Genomic DNA, 18,218 nt, shown 5'->3' with positions numbered 1-18,218 from the left:
CAACCATCAACGTGTTAGCCTCCAGCGCATACAGCTTGGCTAACGTCGGTGTAAACGGTGATGGTGATGCCAAATTGTTGTGCGCATAATCATTCCTTGTGTTTCAGTTGTTAGAGATTGTATAAATTACAGACTGCTCTTGCAACCCTTAAAAATTAGGTTTTTGCCATTTCTTGTATGGCAACTTGTATAGTTGCGTAGCCTGCTGCAACGGCAATGTTGCGCCTACAACTCTACATAGCTTGTTCGGCACTTTTACGGTAGGCTTGCTGATAAAGTTCAATTCAAATTTTCCCGCAGCATGACAGCGATCAGTAAACATTTCCAGCCCGATAGTGCCTTAGCGCAAGCATTGCCCGGTTTCTCACCACGACCTGCGCAAACTGAGATGGCCGAAGCCATCGCCACCACTCTGAAAAGCAAAGGGCAATTAGTGGTTGAAGCGGAAACTGGCACCGGTAAAACCTACGCGTATTTGGTACCGATTCTGCTAAGTAAAGGCAGTGCGATGATTTCCACCGGTACCAAAGCATTGCAAGAGCAGTTGTTCCATCGTGATTTGCCGGCGTTGCGTGATGCCGTAGCACCGCACAAGCAAGTCACCTTGTTGAAAGGGCGCAGTAACTATCTGTGTATTCATCGTTTACAACAGAATTCCGCTCATGCCGCAGAGCTCTCGAAAACTGTGCAAAAGCAACTGGTTGAAGTCAAACGTTGGTCGCTACGCACCGAAGATGGCGATGTTGCTGGTTTAGCACAGCTCCCCGAAGATGCCGAAGTGCTGCCGCACGTCACCAGTACGGTAGATAATTGTTTAGGTCGCGACTGCCCGGTTTATGAAGATTGTTATCTAGTGAAGGCACGCAAACGGGCACTTGAAGCCGATATTGTGGTGGTGAATCATCATCTGTTCTTTGCCGATATGGCACTTAAAGACGTAGGCTTTGGCGAACTCATTCCGACCGCTGATGCCTTGGTTTTCGATGAGGCACACCAGTTGCCGGATATTGCCAGCCAGTATTTTGGTGAAGCTATCGGCAGTCGGCAATTACAAGAACTCGCGCAAGAGGCGAAGGTGCTGTACCTGACCGAAGTCAAGGACCTGCGGCAACTCGACAAAGCAGCCGACAAACTATTGACCAGCCTGCGCGATTGGCGCCTTGTCTTTCCGGCGGATCCCCAGCGCGGCAATTGGCGCCAGTTTCAGCAGCAGGACAATGTCATCGAAGCGGCACGGATGGTGACCGAAAGCTTAGAGTTTTTTCGCGATGTGATGAAAACTGCGATTGGCCGCAACCAAGATCTGGATGCTTGCTATGAGCGTTGTGTGGAGTTCATTCACACTTGGCACTGGCTACAGCAGACCGAACGCACCGGTTACAGCTTTTGGTATGAAACGACGCCACGTCATGTAGTGCTGCATCAGACCCCCTTGCAAGTAGCGGATAAGTTTGGCGGCTTCGTGGCCAAGTCAGATGCCAGTTGGATTTTTACCTCGGCCACCCTAGCGATTAACGAAGATTTTAAACACTTTACGCGGCTGCTCGGTATTCAGCAGGCGCAAACCTTGTGTTTGCCCAGCCCGTTTGCCTTTGCCGAACAAGGCATGCTCTGTGTGCCAAGGTTTTTACCGCAACCGCATCAACGGGAAATGTTGGATGCGTTGCTCGATATCACCACCCAGGTGCTCGATGCGAACCCGAACGGCGGCACCTTTGTATTATTTACCAGTCACCGCATGCTGCAACTGGTGGCGGAGCGCCTCGCGCAGGTCACTGATCGGCCAATGTTTGTGCAGGGTACGGTAAATAAGCGCGAATTATTGGCAGACTTTATCGCCGCGGGCAACGCAGTGTTGCTTGGCACAGCCTCGTTTTGGGAAGGCGTTGATGTGCGTGGACAAGCGCTGACCTGTGTCATCATCGACAAACTGCCATTTGGCGCCCCCGACGATCCTTTGTTGCAAGCGCGTATTGAAGACTGTCGTTTGCGTGGAGCAGACCCGTTCAGTCAGGTACAATTACCACCAGCGATTATTGCCTTGAAGCAAGGAGCAGGTCGATTGATTCGCGACCGCAGCGATCGCGGTGTGTTAATTGTTTGTGATCAACGCATAGTGACAAGGCCGTATGGCAAGCTGTTTGTTGGTAGTTTGCCACCTTTGAAGCGCACTCGCGACTTGCAGCAAGCACTTGATTTTTTACGCACGATTAATGGAGAAGCGACGGCATGAGCGACGTCTTACTCGCGATTGATACCGCCACAGAACAATGCTCGGTAGCCTTGCGCTATCAAGGCAAAATTTACACGCGCAGCACACTCGCACCGCGTGAACATTCGCAGAAAATTCTTGGCTTTGTCACCGAAGTTCTGAGCGAGGCTGGGATTGGACTGGAACAGGTGGATGGCATCGTTTGTGGTTATGGACCTGGCAGCTTTACTGGGGTCCGTATTGGCGTTTCTGTCGCACAAGGGTTGGCCTTTAGTCACACTTTACCGGTGTATCCCGTCTGTACATTAGCGGCTCTAGCACAACAAGTCGCGCGCAAACACGGCGCAGCAACGGTTGTCAGTGCCATCGATGCGCGGATGCAAGAGGTTTATCTGGCTTGCTACGCGGTCACCGCGACTGGGGTCACGGAATTGGTGGCTCCGCAAATGGCCGCTCTAAGCGATTTGAGCCAAGCAGCTTGGTGGCCTCAAGGTGCGTTAGTGGGGGCTGGAACCGGTTGGCAAGCGTACGCTGCTGAACTGGATCCGAATCGCACGGTCAACGTATTAGAGGATGTTACTTTGCCGCTGGCAGAAGACATGTTGCTGTTGGCAGCACAGACACAGCCAGTACCAGCGGAAGAGCTTGAACCGCTGTACGTCCGTAATGAAGTCACCTGGCAAAAATTACCGGGACGCTAGTCGGCTCCCCGTCAGCGTTTAAAAGGAGAAGTTTATGTTGAAGTATTGGTTTATTGCCGCCGCAACTTTGTCGTTAGGCGCTTGTTCAACGATTCCTGACGAACTGGCGGTGGCCAACGAAGACAATTTAGTGACCTACACCACGGCGTTAGATAATCCTGCGCAAGCAGAGGGGCGTCCGGCACGTTGGGGCGGTGTTATTGCCGAGGTAAGCAATAGCGACGACGGTACGGTGATTGAAGTGGTCAACTATGCACTCAATTCTTACGGTCGCCCAGTGGTAACCGATAATAGTGACGGTCGTTTTCGTGCAATAATTGACGGTTTTGTCGATCCTATGGTCTACGAGAAAGGTCGCAGCGTCACCTTTAGTGGAACCATCGGCGCACCCGTTGAAGATAAGATTGACGAGTACCGTTATCTGTTTCCAACGCTGAATGCCAGCGGTCGTTACTTATGGAAAGAGCGTCAGCAGAATACCGCTGAAGTCGATTACAGCTCATTATGGTATCGTCATTACTGGTATTCACAGCCTTATCGCATTTACTACCCAGTGCCAGTCCGCACCAATGGCGGTAGTCAAAAGAGCGGTGGTGACAACAATTAAAGACGGATAACGATGACTGATCACTTTCAACAGGCTCAGCTTTCGGCTGAGCCTGTTTCATTTCAACTCAACTGGGGTTCTTTAGCAGGTTTGCGCTGGGGCGACCCTAACGGTACGGTGATTCTGGCGTTACATGGCTGGCTCGATAATGCCAATAGCTTCGTACCACTGGCAGAACACTTTTTAGCAAGTTCTGCTGCACAGAACTACCAACTCATCGCGCTTGATTGGGCCGGACATGGACATTCAGACCATCGACCTACCGGTAACTACTATCCATTTTTAGATTACGTGTATGACCTAGTGCAATTGACTGAACGACAGCAGTGGCATTCGATTCACGTCATAGGCCACTCGATGGGCGGCTACGCCGCCAACTTATTGGCAGGGGTGAGGCCCGATTTAGTGCTATCCTTAACCATCATCGAAGCCTTTGGTTTGTTGACGAGTCCAGCGGAAAAAATCCTTGAGGACTTGCGCCAAAGTTTCAAAAGTCGCTCGTTACAGCAACAAAAGCGACGCCCACACTACCTAGATTTAGCGACAGCCGTACAAGCGCGTTTGCAGGCTGGCGATTTTTCCGAGCCGCTCGCCGCATTGCTGGTCCAGCGCGGCATTGAACAGTTAGCTGAAAATGATTTCCGGTTTCGTGCCGATGGCCAATTACGTACCAAGTCGCCACTGCGAATGAGCACCGAACAAGTGAGTGCAATTCTGCAAGCAATCGCTTGCCCGATGCAGCTGATCCTCGGCAGTCATGGCCATCGTAAGCAATTAGAGCAAGGCTTAGCACAATGGCAAACTTGCGTGCCACAGTTGCAAATCGCCGAAGTGACAGGTGGGCATCACGTCCATATGGAGCAACCTGAGGCGATTTGGCGGCATGTTCGCGACCTGTTGGCAACGGCAAAACGCTAGTTTAAACTGGTCGGATATGCGAAACTTACCGCAAAAGAACATGAATCAGGAGCACGAGAGCGTGGAAAGAATCTGGTTAAAACGATATCCAGCTGGGGTCCCAGAAACGATTGACCCAAACCACTTTAATTCAGTGGTCGACATTTTCGAACAGAGTATTGAAGCCTACGGTGACCGCACAGCTTATGTGAATATGGATCATGAAATGTCCTTTCACGAGCTCGATGCCGAAACAAAAAAGTTTGCTGCGTACCTGCAAGGCAAAGGCCTGAAGAAAGGTGACGCAGTTGCGGTCATGATGCCTAACTTGCTGCAATATCCAGTCGCACTGTTTGGTATTCTGCGCGCTGGAATGACAGTGGTGAATGTGAATCCACTGTATACGCCGCGCGAGCTCAAGCATCAGCTAAGCGACGCCAAGTGTAAAGGTATTGTCATTCTTGATAATTTTGCCCACACGCTCGAAAAAGTCATTGATGATTTAGATTTACCGCACGTCATTTTGACCAGCATTGGCGATTTACTGCCAGCGCCGAAGCGTTGGATCGTCAATTTCGTAGTGAAGTATGTGAAGCGCATGGTGCCGAGCTATCGTTTGGCGAACACCGTACAGTTCAACGATGCTTTAGCCAAGGGCGCCAAACAGAAGTACACCCGTCCTGAAATGAGCGGCGATGATCTGGCGTTCTTGCAATACACCGGTGGCACCACTGGCTTGGCGAAAGGCGCGATGTTATCGCACCGTAATATGGTCGCGAACTTAGAGCAATGCTCTGCCGTATTCGCCCCCTTGGTGAATGACGGTGAGGAAACTATCATCACGGCGTTGCCGCTCTATCACATTTTCGCGCTAACGGTGAACTGCCTGACCTTTATGAAGCACGGTGGCAAGAACATTCTGATCACCAATCCACGCGATATGCCGGGCTTCGTTAAAGAGTTGTCCAAGCATCCGTTCTCGATGATTTCTGGCGTCAACACCCTGTTTAATGGTTTGTTGAACACCGAAGGCTTTAAAGATCTTGATTTTTCTCATCTGAAAATCGCAATGGGTGGCGGCATGGCCGTGCAAAAAGCCGTCGCTGAGCGCTGGGAACGCGCAACCAAGTCGCGTTTGCTCGAAGGCTACGGTTTAACCGAGTGTTCACCAGTAGTTACGGTAAATCCGACAGATATTGAGCATTACAACGGCACTATCGGTATTCCGTTACCCTCGACCGACGTTCGCGTGGTCGACAGCGATACCGGTGAAGAAGTTGCGCAAGGTGAGGTCGGCGAACTGCAAGTGCGAGGCCCGCAGGTAATGGTCGGTTATCTCAATCGCCCAGAAGAAACCGAGAAAGTCATGCGTGGTGAATGGTTTATGACCGGTGACATCGGTCTCATGGACGAGCAGGGCTTCTTTAAAATCGTTGACCGTAAAAAAGACATGATTTTGGTCTCTGGGTTTAACGTTTACCCGAACGAAATCGAAGATGTTATCGCCGAGCACGAAAAGGTGTTGGAAGTCGCAGCTGTGGGTGTCCCGCACGACTCTTCTGGCGAAGCAGTGAAGATTTTCGTAGTGCGTAAAGATGACTCTCTCACTGAACGTGAACTTATTGATTTTGCGCGCGAAAACCTCACCGGCTATAAAGTACCTAAATTTGTCGAGTTCCGCAAAGAACTGCCGAAAACCAATGTTGGTAAAATTCTCCGTCGCGAATTACGCGATGAAGAAGAGGCAAAGGCGAAACAAACATCGTGACCATTGCTTATCAATTGGTAACTACCGCCGCTGCGCTTGCAGATTTCTGTCAGCAGGCGCAGGCGGCTAAATTTCTTGCCGTCGATACTGAATTTGTTCGCACCCGCACGTTTTATGCCAAGCTTGGTTTGATCCAAGTGCAAGCGGGTACGCAAACCGTACTGATTGATCCTGTCGAAGTCAGCGAGAGTGCGCTGCAGCCGCTGTGGGACCTGTTCGCTGATGAAAACCATATCATGGTGATTCATGCCGGCGGTGAAGATTACGAGATCTTACATCAGCACATGGGCTGTTTACCGACCGCGTTGTTCGACACGCAGGTGGCCGCAGCGATGCTTGGCACTGGCGAAACGCTCGGCTATGCGGCGTTGGTGCAAGCACGTTTAGGGGTTGAACTCGATAAATCACAATCGCGCACCGACTGGATGCAACGACCGCTAGCAGAAGCACAGCTTGAATACGCCGCTGCGGACGTCTTTTACCTCGAGAAAATTTATCCAGAGTTGTATGCTGAAGCCGAGCAAAGCGGCAAACTCGACTTGATTCTGGCAGAGTCAGCATGGCAGGCGCACAAACGTGCGCAGCAAGTTCCTGACGAATGGCAGTTTCTCTACTTCGGCAATGCGTGGCAATGCAATGCTGAGCAATTACGCGTATTACGTGAGTTGTGTGCGTGGCGTCAACACCGCGCACGCAGTGCCGATTTGCCATTGGGCTTTATTGCTAAAGACCATTCATTACTTGAAATTGCGCGCCGCATGCCAAGTAATAAACAGCAGTTGCAAGGCATAAAAGACCTGTCGCCGGTCACCGTGCGTTACAATGCAGATGCGATGCTTAATGCCATCAAACGGGGGCAGGCTGCGGGTGATTTAGGCTTGCGCTTGCGGCGGATCACGGACATCCCGAGTTATAAAAAAGATTTTCAAGCCATCAAAGAGCTGGCCCAGCAAACGGCGAACGAACTCGGTATTGATGTCGCTATGGTCGCTTCACGGCGCCAAATGAACGATGTCATTCATTGGTGTCGCCAGATTCCATCGCACATTCGGGCCGAATTACCGCCGCCAGACTTGTTCGCAAGTTGGCGAGGGGCTAAGCTTAGAGCCACTATCGAACAATTACTGAAGTGAGTGGTGACAACGCATGTTGTGTGCGGTCTATCGTAGTCCAAAACGCGCCGATACCTATTTGTATATGGCGCATCCAGCCGATTTTTCTTTGCTTCCTGAAACCTTAGCAAAAAGTTTTGGTCAACCTCAAAAGGTCATGGTGATTGCGTTGAACGATGAACGTAAACTTGCCCGTCTCTCGATTGCGGAACTCAAGCAACACCTTGAGGACCCTGGATTCTATTTACAGCTACCACCACAGCCCGAGAATTTACTAAAAAAGGAGTTGGCGAAATGAAGAAATTGTTGTCGAGTGTTGTACTAGGCGCGAGTTTGTTGGCTGTGCAATTGCCAGCATGGGCCCAAGATGCAGAAGGCTTCGCTGACTACGTGGTCAAAATTAAAGCAGAGGCGCTAGAGAAAGGCTACAGCTCAGAGACCTTAGAGCGCGCGTTCGCGAATGCAAAGTTTTATGAGCGTGCCGTGAGCGCAGATAAAAACCAACCGGAATTTAAACTCACGCTCGACACTTATCTACCGCGTGCAGTACCGGAATGGAAAGCGGAACAAGCGGTTGAAAAGTATAACGAGCACAAAGAGCTGTTAGAAGAGGTCGGCGCTAAATATGGCGTGCAACCGCGCTTTATTGTGGCTTTGTGGGGCATCGAAACCAACTTTGGTAACTACACTGGTGGTTTTGATGTGGTTTCGGCACTAACCACCATGGCCTATGAAGGTCGTCGTGAAGAATTCTTCAAAAATCAACTGTGGCAAGCGCTTACCATTATCCAAGATGGCCACATTGACCCCGAGCAAATGAAAGGGTCATGGGCGGGTGCTATGGGGCAAACCCAATTTATGCCAAGCTCCTTTATGGCCTATGCGGTTGATTACGATGGCGATGGTCGTAAAGATATTTGGAACTCCATGGGGGACGTTTTCGCCTCTGCTGCTAACTATTTGAAGCAAGCGGGCTGGCGCGATGATGTGACATGGGGCCGTCAGGTGCAGTTGCCTGCTGATTTTGACGTCTCATTGGCGGACCTGAAAAACAAGAAATCTCTCGCTGAATGGCAACAGTTAGGCATCCGTACTATGGACGGTGATGATCTACCCACACGCTCAGACATCAAAGCCGCGGTAGTGATCCCAGACGACAAAGATGGTCGCGTTTATTTGGCTTATGCCAACTATGATGCGCTGATGCGCTGGAACCGTTCGCATTACTTTGTGGCGGCGGTAGGTTACCTGTCTGATCGGATTCGCTTTCCTCGATGAACGCGATCAGTAAAATTGTTTGTGTGGGTCGCAATTATGCGGCCCATGCAGCTGAATTGAATAATCCCATCCCGACTGAACCGTTATTATTTATTAAACCGCCTAGTAGTTTAACCACCCTTGAAGATGTTCGCATTCCGACGCACTTAGGTGCTTGTCACCATGAGCTAGAGATTGCCGTGCAGATTGCGAAGCGGTTGCAGTACGTTGACGCCGGAACCGCGGCGCGAGGTATCAATCAAGCTACCCTTGCGCTCGATTTGACCCTGCGCGATGTGCAAGACCGTCTCAAAGCACAAGGTCAGCCGTGGGAACGTGCCAAGGCGTTCGATGGCGCTTGCGTATTAGCACCGTGGCAAGTTGTTGATAATCTTGATGATGTGCAGCACAGCAAGTTCCAGTTGTTACGTAACGGCAAGCTGCAGCAAGACGGTGATGCCACCACAATGCTAACGCCAATTGCCGAACTTGTAGCACACATAAGTCAGGTATTCACACTGGAGGCAGGTGACGTGGTACTGACGGGGACCCCAGCGGGCGTTGGACCCTTGGCAGTTGGTGATGTGTTGGAGTTAGGCTGGCAATTGGCGGGGCACAGCATGCAGTGGTCGGCAAAGGTACAAGCACGTGACTAAACCACAGCCGTTTTGGCAAAGTAAGTCATTTAGCGAAATGACCCATGCTGAATGGGAGTCTATTTGTGATGGCTGTGGTAAGTGTTGCCTACACAAATTGATTGACAGTGATGATGCCGACGAAACCGTGCACTTTACCGATATCGCTTGTGTATTGCTCGACTGTGACAGCGGACTTTGCAGCAATTATGCCGAACGTAAAGCGCACGTGCCGGACTGCGTCGTGATTACCCCCGAAAACATCTTTGAGCTCGACTACTTACCAGTGACTTGCGGCTATCGTCGTTTGGCTGAAGGCCGCGATTTACCAAGCTGGCATCCGCTACGTCATGACGGCTCGCGACAACCGATGATGGATGCCGGCATGAGTGTCGCAGGGCGCTGCATTAACGAAAGCGAGGTCCACGAGGACCTCGAATTACGTATCGTTACCTGGCCGTTACGCGACCATGATTAGCGCGCTTTAAAGTTTACGCGCGCCAATTAAACGCAAGGCGATAACGACGAGTGCTAATCCTGTATAAATTGCAAAGATGATACGCATCCATTCAGGCATGCTCATATCTAAAAACACCCAGCTGATGTCACCACAAAGCCCTGGAGCCTCAAATAAGCTTGGGAACCAATCGAGCAGCGGAAGCCAATCTGGGAAAACTGGAAACGCATCGCACACCGCGAAGTAAGCATTGGCTGATTGTTGGGTGACCACGTGGTCATGGGCAATACGCAGGCCCCAAATCGCGGCCGTAAGCCAGGCTGCATAACTCAGTAAACGTGCAACGAGCAAGCGCGGTGCAAATAAAGCCGGCAACGCTGCTGCAGCAATCCCCATGACTGCGACGCGCTGATAAATACATTTGACGCACGGGTCGAGCCCCATTTGGTACTGCATGTAAAGGGCGGTCAGGACAAGTCCAACCGCGGAAAGGAAAAGTAGTGCCCATGCACCACGACGCTCTGGTAATTGACTTAAAAACTGCATGTTAGGCTCTCGTTGTCATTTTTATTCGGCAAAGAATACCAAGCCATTGGCAGAAGTCGATAGCTTTCTGTAAAGCAAGTGCGACAAAACTTGTCCGACCATTGGAAAGACTGGTAAAATCGTCGCTTCATTAGTGCAAAGGCTAATTCCGTTCGCGAACCATAACGTAAAAGTAGGCGAATACATGATCATCAAGGCACAGAGCCCGGCTGGGTTTGCAGAAGAATACATCGTTAAGTCCATTTGGAATGGGCATTTCGCGCCAGGTACTATTTTACCTGCTGAACGCGAGCTGTCGGAGTTGATCGGTGTAACGCGAACGACGCTGCGTGAGGTGTTACAGCGCCTAGCTCGTGATGGTTGGCTGACCATTCAACATGGCAAACCAACTCGGGTAAATAATTTCTGGGAAACATCAGGACTGAATATTCTGGAAACCTTGGCACGCCTTGACGAAGACGGTATGCCTGAATTGGTTGATCAATTGTTGTCAGCGCGTACCAACATCAGTGCCATCTATATTCGTGGCGCCGTGCGTAATGCGCCGGAAAAAGTCGCGGAACTGTTAGCAGAGGCAGAAACATTGGCTGATACTGCCGATGCGTTTGCCGACTATGACTACCGCCTCAACCACGATCTAGCACAGGCCTCTGGAAACCCGATTTATGTGCTGGTACTGAACGGTTTTAAAGGGCTGTATTCACGGATTGGTAATTTCTACTTCTCCAACCCTGAAGCACGTAAATTGGCGCGTAAGTATTACGCCGACTTGAAAGCTGTTGCTACCGAAGAAAAACGCGATGAAGCGGCATTATTGGTACGTGACTATGGTTACGCTTCGGGCCGCATTTGGCACAGTATGCGCGGTCAGATACCTGCGAATCTGGTTGAATAGCTAAGGTTGAATAATACAGGTTAAAAAAAGCCCCGCAATCGCGGGGCTTTTTGTTTCTACTGAGCTAATGACTAAGAATTAAGCGAAGTTTTTCGCTACGAATTCCCAGTTCACCAAGTTCCAGAATGCGCTTAAGTAGTTCGGACGCGCATTACGGTAATCGATATAGTATGCGTGTTCCCACACATCGACCGTTAGGATAGGTGTTACTGATTCGTCAGTAAGAGGCGTTTCCGCGTTGCTAGTGTTCACGATAGCAACTGAACCGTCAGCTTTCTTCACCAACCAAGTCCAGCCAGAACCGAAGTTGCCAGCAGCTTGTGCGTTAAACTCTTCTTTGAATTTGTCAAATGAACCAAATGCAGAGTTGATTGCGTCAGCCAATGCGCCCGTAGGTTCGCCGCCGCCATTTGGGCTTAGGCAGTGCCAGTAAAAGGTGTGGTTCCATACTTGCGCTGCGTTGTTGAAAACACCGCCTGAAGAGGTTTTGATAATTTCTTCAAGTGATTTGCTTTCCATGTCGGTGCCTTTCACAGCATCGTTCAGCTTGGTTACGTAAGCGTTGTGGTGCTTGCCGTAGTGATACTCAAGTGTTTCGGCAGAGATATGCGGTTCAAGTGCATTTTTCTCATAAGGTAGTGCTGGTAGTTCGAATGCCATGTCGACTCTCCATTGTTGTTTTCATGAATTAGTTCGAAGCGTTACTAGTTTACCATTGAATTTGCTTCGTGCTGTCTCAATATACTCAGATTGAGGCAGAAAAGATTATTTCAAGGGTAGTAAGCGTTTTTTCTATTGTCAGTAGAGCCTACTAAAGAAGGCAAGCGACTACTGCAATGGGCACTCCTCTTATGATAAACTTTACGCCTTATAAAGCCCAATCGATGTGAGGATGATTGCATGGAAACTGTAGAAAAAATTAAGCAGCAGATTGCTGAAAACCCAATTCTGCTCTACATGAAAGGTTCACCGAAGTTGCCGAGCTGTGGTTTTTCTTCACAAGCTTCGCAAGCCTTAATGAGTTGCGGTCAAGCCTTTGCTTACGTTGATATTTTGCAGAATCCAGATATCCGTGCAGAATTACCAAAATTCGCTGATTGGCCAACTTTCCCACAATTGTGGGTTGAGGGTGAACTCATTGGCGGATGTGATATTATTCTGGAGATGTTCCAGAAGGGCGAACTACAGGAACTGATTAATGAAGTTGCAGAACGCAATCCTGCACCTTCTGAAGATTAATTTACGTTTAAACAACCAACATTACGGAGAATTAAAATGGGTGTATTAGTAGGCCGTAAAGCTCCTAATTTCACTGCTGCTGCGGTATTAGGAACGGGTGAAATTGTTGAAAACTTTAACTTGCATGAGCAAATCAAAGGTAAGAAAGCGGTCGTTTTCTTCTATCCGTTGGATTTCACTTTTGTTTGCCCTTCAGAGTTGATCGCATTTGATCACCGTTTAGCTGAATTCCAAAAGCGTGGCGTTGAAGTGATTGGTGTTTCTATCGATTCACAATTCACGCACAACGCATGGCGCAACACTGCTGAAAAAGATGGCGGTATCGGCGAAGTGAAATATCCTTTGGTTGCTGACGTTAAGCACACTATCTGTAAAGCTTACGACGTTGAGCACCCAGAAGCAGGCGTTGCTTTCCGTGCATCATTCTTGATCGACGAAGAAGGCGTAGTACGTCACCAAATCGTCAACGACCTACCATTAGGCCGTAACATCGACGAAATGATTCGTTTGGTTGACGCGTTGAACTTCCACCAGAAGCACGGCGATGTTTGCCCAGCTGGCTGGAAAGAAGGCGACGAAGGTATGAAAGCGGACCCTAAAGGCGTAGCTGACTACCTGTCTAAGAACGCAGGTAAGCTGTAAGAGCGAAAAGCGTTATTCGCTGTTCGTTATTCGTTATTCGTAAAAGCGACAACAGACTGAAGGGCCGCCCGACTGGGCGGCCTTTTTTATTTTAGGGCGTAGGTGACGGCGGCGTTGGCGTGCAGTTCGGTGGTGTCGTAGAGCGGCACTGTGGTGTCGGTCGATTTGATGAGCATGCCGATTTCGGTACACCCGAGAATGACGGCTTGCGCACCTTGCTGATGTAAGTCTTTCACGATGTTGAGATACGCCTGCTTAGAGGTTGGCTGAGTGACGCCGAGACACAATTCTTTGAAAATTACCTCATGCACGATCGTCCGTTGAGTTTCGTTAGGTATGAGCACTTTGAGGCCTTGGGCTTCTAAGCGTTCACGGTAGAAAGCTTGTTCCATGGTGAACTTTGTGCCGAGCAAACCTACGCTGGTGATGTTGTCTGCTTTGAGTGCCTCAGCCGTGGCGTCGACAATGTGCAACAACGGGATTTTTACGGCGTTTTGCAGTTCTGGCGCGACTTTATGCATAGTGTTGGTGCCAATTAAAAAGAAATCAGCACCTGCTGCTTCGAGTGACTTCGCCGCTGTCGTTAGAATCTCTGCGGTACCGGCCCAATCGCCCTGATGCTGTAAGGGTTCGATGTCAGCAAAATCAACACTGTTGAGAATTATCTTCGCTGAGTGCAAGCCACCTAGGCGCGTACGGACCTGCTCATTGAGCAATCGATAATACGTCTGTGTTGATTCCCAGCTCATGCCGCCTATCAAACCAATGGTTTTCATCTTGCTCAAATCCCTTGTTCTGGTTACATTGCCACAGCTTAGGGCGCGCATGACGCGATTGCAATCACGACAGAAAGTAGGAGAGCGCATTGTTAGTTCCATTGCAAAAAGATGACTTTGAATTGGTGTCAGGTTGGCTTGCTGATCCTGAGGATTACTTCAAAGTCTGTGGCAATGCCTTTGGCTACCCATTACAGCGCGAAGTGTTCGAAGCTTTTTTTGTGGAAAGCGCCGGCAATGCCAACCAGCGCTTGTGTTTTAAGTATTGCGTCAACGACACAGCCGTGGGCATGGTGCACTTTACACGTATTGATAGACCCAACGACTTTGGTCACATAGGTGTGGCCATGGTAGATCCGCAGACGCGCTCAGCGGGGCATGGACGCGCCATGTTTGCGGCGTTGTTGACGCTGGGCTTTGATGAACTGAATTTTCACCGCATTGATTTGAACGTGTTTGAATCGAACGCACGAGCGCTGAAGTTCTACCAAGAGACTTTTGGCTTTCAAGTCGAGGGCTTAGCGCGCGATACCGTTAAAAAAGACGGCGTGTATCAGGGCTGGTATACCTTGAGTCTATTAAAGCATGAGTGGTTGGCGCAGCAATAAGTTACTCTGACCAAATAGCGTATTCGTTGCCGCTGGGATGTTTGTTGCTGGTAGCTCGATGTAATTAATTGATACACTAGCCATCGTTTTATATTTTTAGCAGCGCGAATAGAGGTTTTATGCCTGAGTCGGCAGGAAAACGGTTAAATAAATTCATTAGCGAGAGCGGTTATTGCTCGCGTCGCGAGGCCGATCGCTTTATCGAGCAAGGCGTGGTCAAGATTAATGGCAAGCAGGCAGGGCTTGGCGATCAGGTGATGCCAGGCGACCAAGTGCTGGTAAACGGGCGCAACATTAAGCCGACCGATAAAGAAAAATTTGTCTTTATTGCGCTGAATAAACCGGTGGGGATTGTCAGTACTACTGATTCTGCCGAGCCAAAAAATATGGTCGATTTTGTCGGACATAAAAGTCGTATCTTTCCGATCGGTCGCTTAGATAAAGACTCACAAGGCCTTATTTTCTTGACCAGCAACGGTGATTTGGTCAATAAAATTTTACGCGCCGGTAATAAGCACGAAAAAGAGTATGTCGTAACTGTCGATCGGCCGATCACGCCTGATTTTATTAAGGGTATGGCCAATGGTGTGCCAATTTTAGGCACCATGACGAAAAAGTGTAAGGTGCGCCAGGAATCAACCTTTACCTTCCGCTTGATTCTGATTGAAGGTATGAACCGGCAAATTCGACGCATGTGCGAGCATTTTGGTTACGAAGTGCGCAAGCTGGAGCGCGTGCGCATCATGAACGTGAGCTTAGGTAAGCTGCAAGTGGGACAGTGGCGTAATCTCACCGACGCAGAACTCGCTGACATTATGAAATCGATTGAGCATTCGTCTTCAGAAGCACCGGCTGGGCATCGGCGCCGTAAGCCACCGCAGAAAAAGCCCGCAGCAGCGTCGCCCTGGGCTAACTCGCGTCACGCACAAGTTCGTGACAAAGCGAGCGACAAAGACGGCAAAACCGGCCGTCGCAAGCTACGTCTGAACAAACCAGCAGAGAAATAATTAGAGCGCCCAGGCACGAAAACGTTTGGCTTTGATCTTGTCGTTATTGATCAAGGCCAGCGCGTGATTCACTTTAGTTGATTTGACCGCAACGTAAGCCCACTGTGCTTGCACCTTGATCTTACCAATATCATCAACACTCAGCCTCTTATCGCGCGTTAAGGCACCAACGATGTCGCCTGGGCGTAACTTGTGTTTCTTACCACCATTGAGTTGTAGGGTGACAAACTCTGCGGTAAGCGGCGCTACGGCAGTATTGAGAGGCGGCAATTCAAGTAACTTGATGGGGGCCGATAGCGTGTCTTCTAGCAGCCGCATTTTGAAATCGTCTTTGGCGCCAATCAGTGTCACGGCTAATCCTTCCGCTCCCGCGCGGCCCGTGCGGCCAATACGGTGCGTATGCGTCGCGATATCGTGCGCCATGCCAACATTGATGACCAGATCGAGCTCAGCAATATCTAAACCTCGCGCTGCCACGTCGGTGGCAACTAATACACGACCACTGCCGTTGGCGAATTGCACCATGGTCTGGTCGCGATCTTTTTGTTCCATATCGCCATGTAGCGTAAGAATGCTAAAGCCTTTGCTTTTTAACGCATCCGCAATGTTTTGCGTCTCCACTTTAGTGTTGCAAAACACCATACAGTTGCCGGGGCGCAGGTCCAGCAGCAGCGTTCGCACCGCTTGCGCTGGCGTATCATCACCGAGCTCATAAAAGCGTTGCTGAATTGAGATCTGGGTGTGAGTTGCGGCCACTTTAATGATTTCAGCGTCGTTGCACACCTGCTTGGTGAGTTGACGAATCCCTTGCGGATAGGTAGCACTGAACAGCAAGGTTTGGCGGTTACTGGGCGTTTTGTCGATGATGCCAGCAAGCTCGTCCTGAAAGCCCATTTCGAGCATACGGTCAGCTTCGTCGAGCACCAAGGTTTGTAACTGCGCGAGTTGCAAACGCTCTGCTTGCAAATGATCCAGTACACGGCCGGGTGTACCGACCAACACATGTGCACCATGCTCGAGCGATGCTGCTTGCACTTTCGATGGCGCGCCGCCGCACAAGGTCAACACTTTGACGTTGCCCATCACCTTGGCCAGCTTGCGAATCGCCTCGGCAACTTGCTCCGCCAACTCACGAGTTGGGCAAAGCACCAAGGCTTGCGGTGCAAAAGATTCGGTATCGAGTTTGCTCAATAACCCCAAGGCAAAAGCCACTGTCTTACCCGAGCCGGTTTCGGCCTGTACCACCACGTCTTCACCACGCAGAATTTTCGGCAAGCTGTAGGCCTGCACCTGCGTCATTTCCGTAAACTTCGCATCGTTCAAGCTGCTCAATAGCGCATCTTTCAGCTTTAGCTCATTGAACTGGCGAACGCTTGGCGTGGTGGGGGATGTTGTTTCAGACATGATGATGATTCACTTTATCGGCGGGCGCATCGTAAAGCGCAAAACGCGCTTAACGCGCAAAAAAATAGCGTGGTAGTATAGCAGAACAGCACTGATAGTGCTGTTTAATCTACTAAAGGAATAACCATGGACAAATTCATGCAAGCGGCAATTGAAGAAGCGCAAAAAGGACTCGCTGAGGGCGGTGTGCCGATTGGCTCGGTGTTGGTGCATAACGGCAAGATTATTGGCCGTGGGCACAATCGGCGCGTGCAAAGCGGTAGTCCTATTTTGCATGGCGAAATGGATGCTTTTGCTGATGCTGGCCGGCAACCTGCGTCGGTTTACAAAGCGTGTACGATTTATACGACCTTATCGCCATGCTGTATGTGTTCCGGCGCGATTGAGTTGTACGGTATTCCGCACGTTATCGTGGGCGAAAACCAAACCTTCATGGGCGCCGAAGAGCGATTGCGCGAAGCAGGTGTTAAGGTTGACGTGTTGCAAGACCCGACCTGTATTGAACTGATGACGACGTTTATTGCCGAGAAGCCCGAACTTTGGTTTGAAGATATCGGCGAATAAACAACCATTTCACCACAGAATTTTTAATATTTAGCTGTTCTTTCTTACAGATTTATAGGTTTGACCTAGCATATGGTCAGCCATACGCTTTGACGATTACGTAATTTTACTAACATGAGTCACTGGCGTATAATGCAGTTCATTGAAACTCCAATTTTCACCAAGCGAATTAAATCATTCGTTGCTGATGAAGACTATCGATTGTTACAAGTCCAGCTGGCATTAAATCCAATTGCGGGTGCGGTAATTAAAGGTAGTGGAGGAATTCGTAAACTACGGTGGTCAGGTGATCACAAAGGCAAGCGGGGAAGTTATAGAATACTCTATTACTACGCAAACTCATTACATCAAGTTTGGATGTTGTTTGTGTTTGCAAAGAATGAGCAAAGCGATCTTTCACCTGACCAGCTAAAGACCTTAAGGCGTATTGTGGAGAATTGGCAACCATGAAAACGACAACATTTGACGAACTATTGGAGAGTGTCCAGCTGATGGATGCGATCGCAAAGGGTGAAAAATCACCTAGTCGAGCGCAATTTGTCGCAGCCGTTGAGGTAAAGAAGATTCGTCAACAGATCAACTTAAGCCAAGATAAATTCGCAAAGTTGATTGGTGTAGACGTTGGTACGTTACGTAACTGGGAACAAGGGCGTCGTGAGCCAACGGGACCGGCAAAAGTGCTCATTCGCGCAATTGCCAAAGACCCGCTTCACGTGATCAAGGCATGTCAGTGAAGTTGGCTCGAACTGTGAATTAAAACCTCATTTATGCTGGTCGAGTAGTTCTTTGAAAGCGCGGTACACGCCGTTGGTCCAACTAAAGCCAGTTACAATTCTCAGTCATGTCTTGTGACGGCGGTATGGGATAACCCATGCGAAGTTTTTCTTTGCA

At 49.7% G+C, this 18,218-nt stretch carries 22 protein-coding genes; 18 read left to right on the top strand and 4 right to left on the bottom strand.

The window, feature by feature from the left end; all coding sequences use genetic code 11:
* Positions 1–301: 301 nt before the first annotated feature.
* The 10 genes from yoaA (at position 302) to IDAT_RS07380 (ending at position 9,667) form a co-directional block, all read left to right on the top strand.
* On the top strand, positions 302–2,233 hold the full coding sequence (gene yoaA, locus IDAT_RS07425; protein WP_034732426.1) for a DNA repair helicase YoaA: 1,932 nt from the start codon (positions 302–304) through the stop codon (positions 2,231–2,233).
* A complete protein-coding gene (gene tsaB / locus IDAT_RS07420; RefSeq protein WP_034732424.1) occupies positions 2,230–2,913 on the top strand; it encodes a tRNA (adenosine(37)-N6)-threonylcarbamoyltransferase complex dimerization subunit type 1 TsaB in 684 nt (227 codons plus the stop codon). Before yoaA ends, tsaB begins: the two co-directional genes overlap by 4 nt.
* Before the next feature lie 34 nt (positions 2,914–2,947).
* Positions 2,948–3,520 carry a Slp family lipoprotein gene (locus IDAT_RS07415; RefSeq protein ID WP_034732422.1) on the top strand — a complete coding sequence of 191 codons (573 nt, stop codon included), beginning with the start codon at positions 2,948–2,950 and terminating at the stop codon, positions 3,518–3,520.
* A 12-nt stretch (positions 3,521–3,532) separates the two neighbouring features.
* Positions 3,533–4,438: an alpha/beta fold hydrolase gene (locus tag IDAT_RS07410; RefSeq protein ID WP_034732421.1), complete on the top strand. Its 906-nt coding sequence runs from the start codon at positions 3,533–3,535 to the stop codon at positions 4,436–4,438.
* A gap of 61 nt (positions 4,439–4,499) precedes the next feature.
* On the top strand, positions 4,500–6,185 hold the full coding sequence (gene fadD / locus IDAT_RS07405) for a long-chain-fatty-acid--CoA ligase FadD (protein ID WP_034732737.1): 1,686 nt from the start codon (positions 4,500–4,502) through the stop codon (positions 6,183–6,185).
* Positions 6,182–7,318, top strand: coding sequence for a ribonuclease D (gene rnd / locus IDAT_RS07400; RefSeq protein ID WP_051986646.1), 1,137 nt, complete (start codon positions 6,182–6,184; stop codon positions 7,316–7,318). Before fadD ends, rnd begins: the two co-directional genes overlap by 4 nt.
* Positions 7,319–7,331: 13 nt before the next feature.
* Positions 7,332–7,595 (top strand): YcgL domain-containing protein, encoded by a 264-nt coding sequence (locus tag IDAT_RS07395; protein ID WP_034732419.1) that lies wholly within the window; start codon positions 7,332–7,334, stop codon positions 7,593–7,595.
* Positions 7,592–8,575, top strand: coding sequence for a lytic murein transglycosylase (locus tag IDAT_RS07390; protein ID WP_034732418.1), 984 nt, complete (start codon positions 7,592–7,594; stop codon positions 8,573–8,575). Before IDAT_RS07395 ends, IDAT_RS07390 begins: the two co-directional genes overlap by 4 nt.
* On the top strand, positions 8,572–9,210 hold the full coding sequence (locus tag IDAT_RS07385; RefSeq protein ID WP_034732417.1) for a fumarylacetoacetate hydrolase family protein: 639 nt from the start codon (positions 8,572–8,574) through the stop codon (positions 9,208–9,210). Before IDAT_RS07390 ends, IDAT_RS07385 begins: the two co-directional genes overlap by 4 nt.
* On the top strand, positions 9,203–9,667 hold the full coding sequence (locus tag IDAT_RS07380) for a YcgN family cysteine cluster protein (RefSeq protein ID WP_280113581.1): 465 nt from the start codon (positions 9,203–9,205) through the stop codon (positions 9,665–9,667). The genes IDAT_RS07385 and IDAT_RS07380 overlap by 8 nt, the downstream gene beginning before the upstream one ends.
* Positions 9,668–9,673: 6 nt before the next feature.
* On the opposite strand, the gene dsbB is transcribed toward IDAT_RS07380, so the two are convergent.
* Positions 9,674–10,192, bottom strand: coding sequence for a disulfide bond formation protein DsbB (gene dsbB / locus IDAT_RS07375; protein ID WP_034732416.1), 519 nt, complete (start codon positions 10,190–10,192; stop codon positions 9,674–9,676).
* A gap of 184 nt (positions 10,193–10,376) precedes the next feature.
* On the opposite strand from dsbB, the gene fadR reads away from it, so the two are divergent.
* Positions 10,377–11,087: a fatty acid metabolism transcriptional regulator FadR gene (fadR, locus tag IDAT_RS07370; RefSeq protein WP_034732413.1), complete on the top strand. Its 711-nt coding sequence runs from the start codon at positions 10,377–10,379 to the stop codon at positions 11,085–11,087.
* 78 nt (positions 11,088–11,165) lie between these two features.
* On the opposite strand, the gene sodB is transcribed toward fadR, so the two are convergent.
* Positions 11,166–11,747 (bottom strand): superoxide dismutase [Fe], encoded by a 582-nt coding sequence (gene sodB / locus IDAT_RS07365; RefSeq protein ID WP_034732411.1) that lies wholly within the window; start codon positions 11,745–11,747, stop codon positions 11,166–11,168.
* Positions 11,748–11,987: 240 nt separating this feature from the next.
* Here sodB and IDAT_RS07360 point away from each other — a divergent pair, with 240 nt between their 5' ends.
* Both IDAT_RS07360 and IDAT_RS07355 read left to right on the top strand, forming a co-directional pair.
* Positions 11,988–12,326 carry a Grx4 family monothiol glutaredoxin gene (locus IDAT_RS07360; RefSeq protein ID WP_034732409.1) on the top strand — a complete coding sequence of 113 codons (339 nt, stop codon included), beginning with the start codon at positions 11,988–11,990 and terminating at the stop codon, positions 12,324–12,326.
* A gap of 36 nt (positions 12,327–12,362) precedes the next feature.
* Positions 12,363–12,968, top strand: coding sequence for a peroxiredoxin (locus tag IDAT_RS07355; RefSeq protein WP_034732407.1), 606 nt, complete (start codon positions 12,363–12,365; stop codon positions 12,966–12,968).
* 86 nt (positions 12,969–13,054) lie between these two features.
* Here the strand turns inward: IDAT_RS07355 and IDAT_RS07350 are convergent, their stop codons facing one another.
* Positions 13,055–13,744, bottom strand: coding sequence for an aspartate/glutamate racemase family protein (locus IDAT_RS07350; protein WP_034732406.1), 690 nt, complete (start codon positions 13,742–13,744; stop codon positions 13,055–13,057).
* A gap of 89 nt (positions 13,745–13,833) precedes the next feature.
* On the opposite strand from IDAT_RS07350, the gene IDAT_RS07345 reads away from it, so the two are divergent.
* Both IDAT_RS07345 and rluF read left to right on the top strand, forming a co-directional pair.
* Entirely contained in the window at positions 13,834–14,352 is a 519-nt protein-coding gene (locus tag IDAT_RS07345) for a GNAT family N-acetyltransferase (protein ID WP_034732404.1), read from the top strand.
* Between the two features lie 119 nt (positions 14,353–14,471).
* Complete coding sequence (gene rluF, locus IDAT_RS07340) at positions 14,472–15,359, top strand: 23S rRNA pseudouridine(2604) synthase RluF (RefSeq protein ID WP_051986645.1); 888 nt, start codon at positions 14,472–14,474, stop codon at positions 15,357–15,359.
* Here the strand turns inward: rluF and dbpA are convergent, their stop codons facing one another.
* On the bottom strand, positions 15,360–16,763 hold the full coding sequence (gene dbpA, locus IDAT_RS07335) for an ATP-dependent RNA helicase DbpA (RefSeq protein ID WP_034732402.1): 1,404 nt from the start codon (positions 16,761–16,763) through the stop codon (positions 15,360–15,362).
* A gap of 126 nt (positions 16,764–16,889) precedes the next feature.
* Between dbpA and IDAT_RS07330 the strand changes: the two genes are divergently transcribed.
* The 3 genes from IDAT_RS07330 to nadS all read left to right on the top strand — a co-directional run bounded on the left by IDAT_RS07330 (position 16,890) and on the right by nadS (position 18,061).
* The gene (locus IDAT_RS07330; protein ID WP_034732401.1) at positions 16,890–17,327 is read left to right on the top strand and encodes a nucleoside deaminase; all 438 of its coding nucleotides are present in this window, start codon (positions 16,890–16,892) and stop codon (positions 17,325–17,327) included.
* Between the two features lie 132 nt (positions 17,328–17,459).
* A complete protein-coding gene (locus IDAT_RS07325) occupies positions 17,460–17,777 on the top strand; it encodes a type II toxin-antitoxin system RelE/ParE family toxin (RefSeq protein ID WP_034732396.1) in 318 nt (105 codons plus the stop codon).
* Positions 17,774–18,061, top strand: coding sequence for a NadS family protein (nadS, locus tag IDAT_RS07320; protein WP_034732395.1), 288 nt, complete (start codon positions 17,774–17,776; stop codon positions 18,059–18,061). Before IDAT_RS07325 ends, nadS begins: the two co-directional genes overlap by 4 nt.
* Positions 18,062–18,218 lie beyond the last annotated feature (157 nt).

The sequence above is a fragment of the Pseudidiomarina atlantica genome (assembly GCF_000753735.1).
Taxonomy (GTDB): domain Bacteria; phylum Pseudomonadota; class Gammaproteobacteria; order Enterobacterales; family Alteromonadaceae; genus Pseudidiomarina; species Pseudidiomarina atlantica.
This window is presented reverse-complemented; position numbering and strand designations above follow the sequence as displayed.